We start from the raw sequence: 12,638 nt of genomic DNA, 5'->3' as shown, positions 1-12,638 counted from the left end.
GAAATTCCTGAGAGCTTTTTATTTTATTTTAATTTCCTACCACCGTTTTGGGAGTAACAAATTCTTTTAAAGCAATTAAAGAAAGTTCGGTTCCGTATCCCGAAGCTTTTGTTCCCCCAAAAGGAAAACGTGGATCTGAGCTGGTCATACGGTTAATATTTACCGTTCCTGATTCAAGTTCCTCAATAAAGAACTGCTGACGCTTAGCATCTTTTGTCCATACGGAATTGGACAATCCAAAAGGAATATCATTAGCCATCTGCAAAGCCTCATCGTCATCTTTAGCAATCATCACCATCCCTAACGGCCCGAATAATTCTTCCTGTAAAATAGGATTTCCTTCTTTTACTTTAATCAATCCCGGCTGAAATTCATTTTCAGATATTCTTTCCAGCGGCAAAATAACTTCTGCTCCGTTATCAATAGCTTTCTGATATTGTTTTTCCAGATCATCCGCAAGATCCGGCCTTGCCATTCCTCCTATTTTGGTTTCCTTATTCATAGGATCTCCCGGAACAAACTTTTTATATTCTTCTATAAATTGAGGTAAGAACTCATTTTCAACTGAGCTTTCTATAATGAAACGTTTAGCAGCTACACAAGTCTGCCCACAATTCTGAAGTCTGGCCAAAGCCCCTACTTTTGCTGCTTCATTTAGATCTGCATCGTCGAGTACAATAAAAGCATCGCTACCTCCCAGTTCAAGCAATGATTTTTTGATATTTAATCCCGCTATAGAGGCTACTTCTCCTCCTGCTTTTCCGCTTCCGGTTAAGCTGACACCTTTCACGGCATCATGCTCCAGGATCTCTTTAACCTCTTTATGTCCTACCTCAAGGTTTTGAAAAATCCCTTCCGGAAAACCGGCTTCTTTAAATATCTTTTCTATTGTATTTCCACTTCCGAAACATATGGAAGCATGTTTTAAAACAACTGTATTTCCCGCCAAAATAGCAGGTGTTGCAAATCTCAGAACCTGCCAAAAGGGAAAGTTCCATGGCATTACTCCTAAAATAACTCCTTTAGGAATATATCTTATTTCCGAAAAATGATATTCAGAGTCTATTTTTTCCGGTTGTAAAACATTTTCAGCGTCTGCATAATACTGCATCATGGAGGCACATTTCTCTACCTCAGCTATAGCCTGGGAAATGGGTTTATTCATTTCTCTGGTGATAATAGCTCCGTATTCTTCTGCATGATTCTTTAAAACTTCAGCTGCTTTCGCAATAAGCTTTTGTCTTTCTTCAAATGATACTTTTCTCCATTCAGTAAAAGCTTGATCTGCTTTAACCAGTTTATTTTCTATTAATTGTTCCATAATAACCGTTTTTTAAATTCAGGTGAATTTATTCGTAAACTCTTTTTTAAGAGCGTAAAGAAAGTAGCAAATTTTATTCCTTACAGACCGTTGTAAAAATGATTTTCTCTATCAAATACTATCCTTCTATCACTTAAATCATAAACCATTCATTTACAAGACTTGCAGCCAGGCGGGATGTTCTTTCCTGGATATCAAAAGCCGGATTAACTTCTGCTACATCCAGTGCTACCAGCTTATCATTTTTTAAAAGATGCCGGAAAAAATGCATAAATACGGTATCTGCAAATATTCCATTGTAAGCTGCTGCTGAAACCCCGGGCGCAATGGATGCATTGAAAACATCCATGCAAATGGTAACGTACAGATAGTCCACTTCGTCTGCCAGCTCATTGATACGCTGATAAACCGAAGGAAGATTTTCAAAAAACAGCTCATCGGATAAAATATACTTCATTCCCAACTGGTGAGCGGTGTCAAATAATTTCAGGGTATTGGAATTCCTCTGGATCCCAATATGTAAAGAATGTATTTCCCCTTCCTGGGCGATCTGCCAGAAACCTGTCCCCGAAGTAGCTCCTACTCCGCTTTCCGGTTGCCTGTTATCAAAATGGGCATCTATATTGACAATTCCGATTTTCTTATCAGGAAAGGCTTGCTTTATCCCGGAATAATGAGCATAGGTCACTTCATGTCCTCCTCCTAATACCAAAGACTTTCCTTTTCTCCGGAGAACTTCTGAAACCTTGCCGCTCAGACTGGCCTGGGTTTTTTCCAAATTACCATCCGTACAGGTAATATTCCCAAAATCAAGTAATGAAAAATCAGGAAGGATAACCGGGAAATTAGACATATTCTTTCTGATAATATCAGGAGCTTCCCGTGCTCCTACTCTTCCTTTATTTCTTTGAACACCTTCATCCACGGCAAAACCATGAATAACAAAATCATTTTCCGAAATTTTTCCGTAATCGGATTCTTCCTTTACTCTTTGAAAAATTCTATGGAAAAGAAGCTCTTCTCCATCTAACCTGCCTTGCCAAATCATAATTTTTTATTTAGTGACATTATATCGTTCAAAACTTTGCCAGTATTTGTCTTTATAAAGATCAAAAGAGATGTCATATTCCGGATGTTCCTTCATGATGGTATTGAAGACCTTAGGAGTCTGCCGGAATCCTTTACTGGCAAAAAAAACTTCTCTTCTGTTTTCAGCGCTTTCCCTTCCTATATATAAATTTCCTTCTTCCTGGTTAAGTCGGTTAATCATCTTTTCTTCAATCGCGTCCATTGCCGCATAATCGTCTTTTTCCGGCAATCCGTTATTCTTTTCACCGTTATATTGAATTTTCACTACTGAAATCCACGGATAAGAAGCTTTATGATCCCATTTCAGGAGTGAGGTATTTACCACGGCTATTAAAGGTAAGCCACTGGCTAATGTTGCATTAAGAATTGTAAAACTATCTTTCTCTTCAGTATTTTTTACACCTTTGTATTTTTCTATAAATTCTGTTTCTCTCCACTGCAAAAAATCTTTCAGCTTATAAATGGGTATGAGTTCTTTTTCCGCTTCACTCTTACCGATAATTCCAAGAGAGTCGATCTGTGTGGCAAAATTAAGCTCGCCTAGGTAATTATCTAAAAATATATACGTTCCGTTCGTTGTAATATTTTTATTTTCTTCCGTTAAGCCATCATACAAAAATGTAAGATCGATTTCATCGGGATAATCTTCAATATCATTAGAATAAAAGAAGATATTGTCTTTGGTGAAGCTATAATCTCCCATCCTGATATTCATCCTGTCAATATCCATCTCGGACTTTAATGCCGTAAATTTCCAATGGTCCAAACTTGGAGCTGCTTCAATGATTTCCTCTGCAAAAACAATATTCCTGATATCTCCATCCACTGTAATAACAAGCTCCGCCACTTTTTCATCACTCATTCCGGCAAGGTAATAATACCCTGTATTGAGTTTTTTAAGCTGGGGTGATATGACATCAAAGAACTTTTCTTCTATGTATTTGCCTTCTTTTACTATTTTATAAAATTCCTGTTCGTGGTTTAGAAACCAGTTCCAAAAATCCTCGTAGCTTTCTATTTCTATGTTTTGATTATCCTGTTTCTTTCCTAAAATTTTGTCAAATAGTTTCATTATTCAATTTTTTTCCATTAATATAAATTGTGTGTGTTTTTAAACTCCCCTGGTGATAAAGGATATTTTGAAAATTATTGGTGTTAAAGGTGATAAAATCGGCTTTCATTCCTTCCTGGAGTCTTCCCCTGTCATTGAATCCCAGTGCAAATGCTGCTCTGAAAGTAATGGCTGCCAGAACTTCTGCCGTAGTGAGTTTTTCATAAGTTGCCAAAACGGATGCCTGAGTGATGAGGTTTCCCATAGGGGCAGATCCCGGATTCCAGTCACTTGCAATTGCTAAAATAGCGCCTGCATCTAACAGCTTTCTTGCCGGGGTAAATTTTTCACCCAATCCCAGACTTGCTCCGGGAAGGGCGGTAGCTACCGTATCGGACTGAGCGAGATATTCTATATCTTCTTCTGCAGTAGCTTCCAGATGATCTGCCGACTTTGCTCCTACCTCCACAGCGATTCTTGAACTGCCGGATGTAAACTGGTCTGCATGAACCGTAATCTCAAACCCGAGATCTTTTACCGTATTGAGAAAGGCTTTACTTTCTTCAGGCTGAAAAGCAGATTTTTCAATGAAAATATCTACCCGTTTCGCCAGTTCTTCTTTTTTTACTTCCGGTAAAATATGTTGAATGATATATTCCAGATATTCTTTATTTCCGCCTTCAAAATCCCGTGGTTTTAAATGGGCAGCCAGACATGTCGGAACCAGTGTGGCATCAGTAAGACCTTGTGCTTTTTTAATGGTCCTCAGCATTTTCAGTTCATTCTCCACATCCAGTCCGTATCCGCTTTTTATTTCTATAGTAGTGATCCCCAAACGGATCAGGAAATTAATTCTTTCCAGTAAAGTTTCCAGAAGCTCTTGTTCAGAAGCGTTTCTGGTATGCTGTACGGAGCTCCAGATACCTCCTCCGCTCTCTGCAATTTCCAGGTAGGTCTTTCCTGCATTTCTCATGGCAAAATCATTGGCCCGGTTACCTCCAAAGCAGATATGTGTATGAGCGTCTACAAAAGCCGGGATAGCAATTTGTTCTCCCTCTGTTTTTTCAATTTCGATACCGGGAAACCTGGAGATAAGATTTTCAAAACTATCAACTCCCAGAATCTTGTCCTGATCCACTACAATCCCCCCTTCTGAAATGATTTCCAATTGCTCATCATATAGTTTTCCTCTTAAAGAAAGTTGGGAAAGTGTTATAATTTGTTTAAATGGTCCTATTAATTTCATGCTTGCTAATTTACAAATACAATTTCAGAATTAGATTCAAAAATCCTATCTTTGAAGTAAACGAAATGAATTAATGCCTGATTTTTTACATCCGGATAAAGAAAACTATTCCCGTGAAGAGCTGATGCAGGAGGAACAAATTCGTCCTCAGAGCTTTAAAGATTTTGCGGGGCAGAGAAAAACGCTGGAAAATCTGGAGGTTTTTGTTGCTGCGGCCAAAAATCGTGGAGGCGCTTTAGATCATGTTCTTCTTCATGGTCCTCCCGGTTTAGGAAAAACTACTCTGGCTCATATCATTGCTAATGAACTGGGGGTAAACTGTAAGATCACTTCCGGTCCCGTACTGGATAAACCGGGAAGCTTAGCAGGACTGCTCACCAATCTGGAAGAAAATGATGTCCTTTTTATTGATGAGATCCACCGTCTCTCTCCGGTGGTGGAAGAATATTTATATTCTGCTATGGAAGATTATAAAATTGATATCATGCTTGAAACAGGCCCCAATGCAAGAAGTGTCCAGATCGGACTCAATCCTTTTACACTGGTAGGAGCTACCACCAGAAGCGGAATGCTTACAAAGCCCATGCTGGCAAGATTCGGTATTCAAAGCAGGCTGGAATATTATACCATAGAGCTTTTGGCGATGATCGTTGAAAGGAGCTCAAGAGTGCTGGGCGTGAAGATCTATGAAGATGCAGCTATTGAGATCGCACGAAGAAGCCGGGGTACTCCGAGAATTGCCAATGCTCTTCTGAGAAGGGTTCGTGATTTTGCTGAGATCAAAGGAAATGGTGAAATTGAAATTAACATCACTAAATATGCTTTAAATTCTTTAAATGTAGATGAATTCGGGCTTGATGAAATGGATAATAAAATCATGCGCGTCATGATTGAAAATTTCAGAGGAAAGCCGGTCGGGATTTCTGCACTGGCCACCTCCATCGGAGAGAATACTGAAACACTGGAAGAGGTATACGAACCTTTTTTAATTCAGGAAGGTTTTATTATACGGACCCCGAGGGGAAGAGAAGTTACGGAGAAAGCCTATAAGCATTTAAATATAGCTAAACCTAAAAATCCCGGAGAATTATTTTAACAGATGTTTGTTCCTAAATTATATCAAAGTCATGATCATGAACTGATGAAACAAATCATCAGAGAGAATGCTTTTGCACTCCTTATCTCTTCCGGGGATAAATTAAGGGCTACTCATTCCATGATGATGCTTAATGATGATGATGATCCGGACCGGTTTTATCTGGAAACTCATATTTCGAGAGCCAATCCCCAGGCTAAGGTTTTAAAGAACGGCGATGAACTACTTTGTGATTTTCTGGGAGCACATTCTTACATTTCCAGCAGCTGGTATGAGCAAATCAATGTTTCCACCTGGAATTATGAAGCCGTACAGATTTATGGAAAAGCAGAAATCATGGATGCTTCCGAGCTTTATAATCATCTCGAGAAGCTTACTTATAAATATGAAAAGTTTCAGCAATGCCCTGTATTTGTAAAGGATATGGGCAAGGAATTTGTTGAAAAGGAAATGAAGGGAGCTTTTGGATTAAAGATCATCCCCACAGAAATTTACATTAAGCAAAAGCTTTCTCAAAACCGGAAGGAAGCCGATTTTCAAAACATCATTACCCAGCTGGAAAAGACAGACGAGTCAGGAAAGCGGATTGCTGAGAAGATGAAATTAATAAAAAGTAATACATTATAAACATAATATTATATGAAGTTATATCCTATACAATGTGGAAAATTTAAATTAGATGGTGGCGCCATGTTTGGGGTCGTCCCCAAAAGTCTATGGGAAAAGACCAATCCTGCCGATGAAAAAAACCTGATAGAGCTGGGAACCCGTTCTTTACTCATAGAAGATGGAAAAAAGTTAGTACTCGTAGATTGCGGACTGGGAAATAAGCAGGATGAAAAGTTCTTTGGTCATTATTCTTTATGGGGCGATGATTCTTTGGATAAAAACCTACAAAAATACGGCTTCGTAAGAGAAGATATTACCGATGTTTTCCTTACGCATTTGCATTTCGACCACTGCGGAGGAGCTATTGAATGGAATGACGATAAAACAGGATACAGACCTGCCTTTAAAAATGCTCAGTTCTGGACCAATGATAGTCACTGGAAATGGGCAACCGAGCCTAATCCAAGAGAAAAAGCCAGCTTTTTAAAAGAAAATATTTTACCTATTCAGGAAAGCGGGCAGCTCAACTTCCTTCCTCTTCCGAATACGGGAAATTACGGCTTTGCTCCTGACCTGAAAATGGATGTAATTTTTGTAGACGGTCACACGGAGAAACAGATGCTTCCTGTTATTCAGTACCAGGAAAAAACGATTGTATTTGCAGCAGACCTTATCCCAACCGTAGGGCATATTCCCCAGGTGTATGTGATGGGTTACGACACAAGACCACTTTTAACTTTAGAAGAAAAAGGAAAGTTCTTAAAGCAATGTGTAGACAATGATTATTTATTGTTTTTTGAACATGATGCTCATAACGAACTGGCAAGTTTAAAAATGACGGAAAAAGGAGTTCGACTTGACCAGACCTTTAGTTTTAATGAAGTTTTCGGATATTAAATTATGGAAGAAATACACTCAGAAACAGCAAAACCTGACCCCGAGCCGAAGATTATTGGATTAACGGGAGGAATAGGATCAGGTAAAACAACAGTTGCTCATTTTATTGAAGAATTGGGGTTTCCTGTTTATTATTCAGATGACAGGGCCAAGTCTATCGTTAATGAAGATGATGGGCTTAAATTAAAGATAAAACAGCTTTTAGGAGAGGATTCCTATGATGAAGACGGAATGTATGACCGAAAGTATGTTACCGGGAAAGTATTTAAGAATAACGATCTTTTGGAGCAGCTTAATGAAATTATTCATCCGGCTGTCCGTATTGATTTTGAAGACTGGGTAAAAAAGCAGTCAAAGTATCTGGTTTTTAAGGAAACCGCTTTATTGTTTGAACTCCAGCTCAATCTGCAATGCTATAAATCCCTTCTCGTTACCGCAGAAGATAATATAAGGATCAAAAGGGTAATGGACAGGGACCAGAAGACCTACCGGGAAGTAGAATCTGTAATGGAGCGGCAAATGCCTGAAAAAGATAAGATACGGCTTGCCGACTATATTATTTACAACAACACCAATCTTGAAGATTTAAAAGAGCAAGCTGAACAAATTATTTTTAAAATAGAATAGTCCATATAACTTGCCGGGGAAAATCCGGTAAGTTTTTTTATAAAAAATAAGCTCTCATTTCTGAGAGCTTATTTTATTTGAATTCATTTATTCTTTAATAAATTTCTTCTGAGCAGTTACCTGACCGTCTTCAATATCGATCACATATACTCCCTGAGACAATTGACTTACATCTATCTTATTATTTAAGATAATTCCGGTAGATATAATTTGTCCGGTTACATTGTACAACTTGTAATTGGCTCTCGCACTGATGTTCTTAACATTCAATACGGAACGAACCGGATTAGGATATACTAAGATATCTGTCTGATTTGTAGGGTTAGGAATAATCTGCTTAGAAATTCTTACCGTATAATCTTCCACTTCTCCATTATCAAAGCTTGTACAATTTACAGGAATACCGTCTCTCTGCATTGCTACTCTCATTACAACATACTTATAATCTGTCATGCTGATAAAGGCGTCTGCCGGTACACTGAATGTTCCTGTAACAGGAGTTGTCGTGTTCGGAGATGATACCAGAATCCTTTCATCAATATCAAAGTATCCGTTTCTGTCAAAGTCGATCCATACGGCCACTCCTTCATTCTCATTGTTTCCTACCCAGGATTTGGTGATGGATATCTCATTATTCGTAGAACCCTGAACAAGCTCAATAAATGCAGCAGGATCATTCGTGAAGTCTGAATAATTATTAGCTCCCGAATCATTTGACATCTCAGGTTTTCCATTCGGCTTCACGGTAACATTCGAAATGTATTCGCTTGCTGAATTGGTTGAAGACATCTGACAGTAAATGACCGTAGGTGTTGTAAAGTAATAAGGCTCTGTATAAGTTCCAGGGGTACCGTTACAAACATTTACGACCTGCATTTCATATTTCGTTAACTCAGTTAATCCGATAAGGGTATGCGTATTGGTAGACACTGCAATATTGGTCCAGCTTGGAATACCTACTTTTCTATATCTCAGGATATAGGTCGCTCCAGGGAAAGGATCCCATTCCACAACGGCTGTTGTAGGGGTGATATTGGTGATTGTTAATCCCGGAGGAGGCAGTTCACATGTTCTCTCTGTTGTAAATACTTTTACATTCGAGTATGGATTGATTGTAGTTTCATTGATACACTTATTAGCTACCTGAACCTCATACGTGGTGTAAGGGTCAAGGCCTTGAATAGTGTAAGAATTAGCCGGAGGTGCCGGTAAGTTATTAACCTCAGTCCATGTAGTAGTTCCCACTTCCCTGTATCTCAATACATAAGTAGAGCTGGCTGCAAGAGGTGCCCATGTTACCAAAGCAGTGGTCGTAGTAATATTACTTACCGTTACGTTTGGTGGTGTAGGATCACATCGGGTGGTAAATGTCTGGATAGCCGTAGGTGTTCCAGGAGTAGCTCCACACACTGCAGAAATCTGAACTTCATACGTTGTTGCAGGGGTAAGATTGGTTACCTGATATGGAGAACTTGTTACATATACATCCGTCCATGTTGGAGTTCCAAGCTCTCTGTATTGCACAAGATATGTTAAATTATTGGTAGCTCCTGTCCAAGCAATATCAGCAGCATTATGGGTAATGTTACTAAATGTTGGCAGTCCCGGGGTAGCAGAACTACAAGGTCTTAATTTAACTGCATAATCTTCAACTTCTCCGTTGGTTGGACTCTGACACATTACAGGATCACTGCTACGTCTCAATACCACTCTCATGGTAGTTGTAAGAGCTCCGCTGTAAGCATTAGCCGGAACACTGAATGTAGAGGTTACCGGAGTAGTTGTACTGGATGATGAATCCATTATCTGTTCTGATGTATCGAATACACCATCTCTGTTAAAGTCGATCCACGCAGCAACTGCATCACTGTAAGTGGAACCTGTCCATCCTTTGGATACGGATAGTATATTTCCGGAAGAACCTATTTCCAGATTTACAACCGGTGTTGTATAACTGATATAGTTAGTTTGTACCGAAGTATTGCTTATTGGTGCTAATCCCTGGTTAGAAGGAGTTACGGAAACATTGGAAATATGATCATTTGTTCCTGTTCCTGTCATATTACAATAAGAGATCGGAGGTGTTGTAAACGGAACTGATGTTCCAAATGAACCTGTTGTTCCATTACATATCGTAGCAATCTGAACTTCATAATTAGTCTGCTCATTAAGCCCCGGTATTGTATAATAGGATTGTCCTGCAGGCAATGTCTGTCCTGCTGCACTTGGAAGCCAGGCCCCTGTAGATCCTTCTCTCCATCTTATGATATAGGTAGCACCTGCAGTAGGTAACCATGAAACGTAAGCTGTAGAAGCTGTAAGGTTGGAAACCGTTACATTCGTAGGAGGCGCTGTAGTACAAGGCTGAAGATCAATAAGTCTTACCGCGTAATCTTCCACTTCTCCCCATGTGAATGTACCACATGCATCCGGAGTTCCCCCTTCTTCCATCACCACTCTCATTCTGAGTGTTAAGTTTCCTGTATATGCAGTGGCCGGAACTGAGAAAGTATTATTAACAACGGATGTAGTGTTTGATGATGAATCCAGAATTAATTCTGATGCTTCAAAAACTCCATTTCTGTTCCAGTCTATCCATGCTCTTGTTCCTGCCGCATAGGTACTTCCAGGCCAAACTTTTGTAACTGAAATACTGTTATTATTTGAGTTTCTGATCAATGTTACCAATCTTGTGGCATCAGTAGTATAGTCAGAATAGAAAGGCGGCGGTGTAGCGGAATTGCTCACCATAGTGGACAATCCTGTAGGCGTTACCGTTACATTGGAAATATATTCATATACTGTTGTACTTGTAGGACCTGCCGTACAGTAAGAGATAGAAGGTGTCGTAAAGTTCACACTCGAAGAGAATGGTCCCTGCGAACCTCCACAAATCGTTGCAATCTGAACCTCATACTGAGTCTGCTCCGTCAAGTTGGTAAGCGTATAAGAGTTAGCAAGAGGAGTTGTAATATTCACCTGTTGCCATGTTCCACCCGGTAATGCTCTGTACTGCAGTACATAGGTCGCTCCGGTAGAAGGAGTCCATGAAACCGTAGCAGTCGTTGAAGTGACATTATTTACTGATATATTGGATGGTGCTGCTGTTGTACATGGCTGTAAATCTACAGCTACCAATTGTACTCTCGGAATATCGGAATATCTGCTGGATGCCGTTGGCGGGCTCGCCGGATCCGGATTGGTACCATCACTGTAGTAAAGTATACCTCGGTTGGCTCCTGCATTATAACTTCCCCAGCTTGCCGTACATGAATATCCGGTTACGTTCTCATCCACAGCTACTACAATATTACTTGTTCCATCCCATAGGAACGGATTGGATAACGGTATTTCCACCCATTGTCCGGAAGTCATAGTCGGTAAAGTACCTGTATAGACCTGCGATAGTGAAGATAGCGGAATCCAGTTGGTAGTACTTGCAAAGTTATTTTGAGTGGTATTTCCCATATACACTACCCACTGGTTATAATTAGCCTGGGTAGAGGCAGGTGAACTCACATAGAATTTGATTGACGTAATATAGGTGTTGGTACCTATAGCTCCAGCCACTTCCGCAGCTGTATATATCTGTTGGGAATAATTATATCCATAGCAGGAATATACCGGCAAATAACTTGTCGTTCCTGTACCCGAACCGATTAATCCCGGTGTAGCTGTCGTAAATGAAGCTCCTCCCACCCAGGTACTCTTATCAGTAGAAGAACATACTGATCTTACCCACCAATAATAGGTCGTACTCTGGTTCAGATTGACGGTAGCTGTGGTACCTGTTGACGTACCTGTTGCAGCCGTTGCAGCAGTAGGTGCAGTACTGGACGTACTTATATAATACTCATATCCATTAGCAGGAGCTGGCGTTGGTGCCGTCCAATTAAGGGTTGCAGCTGTTGTAGTAACATTTGTAACCGATAAAGCTGAAGGCTCGATACAAGTCGGCGCTTCCATTACATTTACTTCATCTACTAATAGATCATCATAGAAATATCCATTTCCGGCTACATCTTTATCTACAGTAAATTTCAATTGTATAGTAGCTCCTACATAACTCGCCGGTAATCCAACTCCAACGGTTCTCCACTGAGTACTATTAGAATCGTCAGAAAATATCTGAACCCAACCGCTACCATCATTCACTGATACAATTAATTTATTGTTATCATTAGACGGAAGTGTAGTAGTGGAGCTTGAGCTTGAATGATTTTTAAACCAGTCAAACTTAACATAAGGCACAGTTAATCCTGTTAAATTAATCTGAGGAGAAATAAGCTCCACAGTATGTTCATTATCATACGGACTACTTGCATCTACCCAAGCATAGGTACTTGCAGGCCTACCATTATTGGTAGCTCCATATCCTACACCGCTTCCAAATTTCCATTTGACATTGGCATTGGTAGAGGTAGAAGTCGGATTCTGATTAGTCCAGCATGAAGGAAGAGCCCCCGAGCTGAAAGACTCTGTAAAGGGGACCGGGACTGCATTACAGGTCTGTCCCGAGACCTTTGCCATGAAGACAAACAATAAAAAGAGTAAAAGTTTCTTCATATGGTTACTATTTTACATTATATTAATCCTACAAATCTAAACATTTTTTGTTTCCAATTCACAAGTTTAAGTATTTATTTTTACAAATAATTTACGTTTTGCTATTTTATATTATAAAGTAAAAAAATCCCCAGAT

At 39.6% G+C, this 12,638-nt stretch carries 9 protein-coding genes; 4 read left to right on the top strand and 5 right to left on the bottom strand.

Translation table 11 applies throughout. From position 1 onward, the window contains the following. Positions 1-28: 28 nt before the first annotated feature. The 4 genes from ABJ974_RS02190 to hutI all read right to left on the bottom strand — a co-directional run bounded on the left by ABJ974_RS02190 (position 29) and on the right by hutI (position 4,707). Complete coding sequence (locus ABJ974_RS02190) at positions 29-1,321, bottom strand: NAD-dependent succinate-semialdehyde dehydrogenase (RefSeq protein ID WP_419869759.1); 1,293 nt, start codon at positions 1,319-1,321, stop codon at positions 29-31. A 133-nt stretch (positions 1,322-1,454) separates the two neighbouring features. Next, complete coding sequence (gene hutG / locus ABJ974_RS02185) at positions 1,455-2,369, bottom strand: formimidoylglutamase (RefSeq protein WP_419869758.1); 915 nt, start codon at positions 2,367-2,369, stop codon at positions 1,455-1,457. A 6-nt stretch (positions 2,370-2,375) separates the two neighbouring features. After that, positions 2,376-3,482 carry a DUF695 domain-containing protein gene (locus ABJ974_RS02180; protein ID WP_419869757.1) on the bottom strand — a complete coding sequence of 369 codons (1,107 nt, stop codon included), beginning with the start codon at positions 3,480-3,482 and terminating at the stop codon, positions 2,376-2,378. Beyond that, a complete protein-coding gene (hutI, locus tag ABJ974_RS02175) occupies positions 3,469-4,707 on the bottom strand; it encodes an imidazolonepropionase (RefSeq protein ID WP_419869756.1) in 1,239 nt (412 codons plus the stop codon). Before hutI ends, ABJ974_RS02180 begins: the two co-directional genes overlap by 14 nt. A 73-nt stretch (positions 4,708-4,780) precedes the next feature. On the opposite strand from hutI, the gene ruvB reads away from it, so the two are divergent. Genes ruvB through coaE form a run of 4 tightly spaced genes read left to right on the top strand, consistent with a single transcriptional unit; the run spans position 4,781 to position 7,936 of the window. After that, positions 4,781-5,803, top strand: a complete 1,023-nt coding sequence (gene ruvB, locus ABJ974_RS02170) for a Holliday junction branch migration DNA helicase RuvB (RefSeq protein WP_419869755.1) — start codon at positions 4,781-4,783, stop codon at positions 5,801-5,803. Positions 5,804-5,848: 45 nt separating this feature from the next. After that, positions 5,849-6,430: an FMN-binding negative transcriptional regulator gene (locus tag ABJ974_RS02165; protein ID WP_419869754.1), complete on the top strand. Its 582-nt coding sequence runs from the start codon at positions 5,849-5,851 to the stop codon at positions 6,428-6,430. A gap of 12 nt (positions 6,431-6,442) precedes the next feature. Continuing rightward, a complete protein-coding gene (locus tag ABJ974_RS02160) occupies positions 6,443-7,309 on the top strand; it encodes an MBL fold metallo-hydrolase (protein ID WP_419869753.1) in 867 nt (288 codons plus the stop codon). A gap of 3 nt (positions 7,310-7,312) precedes the next feature. Further along, a complete protein-coding gene (coaE, locus tag ABJ974_RS02155; RefSeq protein ID WP_419869752.1) occupies positions 7,313-7,936 on the top strand; it encodes a dephospho-CoA kinase in 624 nt (207 codons plus the stop codon). Positions 7,937-8,023: 87 nt separating this feature from the next. On the opposite strand, the gene ABJ974_RS02150 is transcribed toward coaE, so the two are convergent. Then, positions 8,024-12,502: a fibronectin type III domain-containing protein gene (locus ABJ974_RS02150; protein ID WP_419869751.1), complete on the bottom strand. Its 4,479-nt coding sequence runs from the start codon at positions 12,500-12,502 to the stop codon at positions 8,024-8,026. Positions 12,503-12,638: the final 136 nt, after the last annotated feature.

This window comes from Chryseobacterium sp. CT-SW4, from assembly GCF_048572715.1.
Classification (GTDB): domain Bacteria; phylum Bacteroidota; class Bacteroidia; order Flavobacteriales; family Weeksellaceae; genus Chryseobacterium.
The sequence above is the reverse complement of the archived record's forward strand: the minus strand, read 5'-3'. Positions and strand labels throughout refer to the sequence as shown.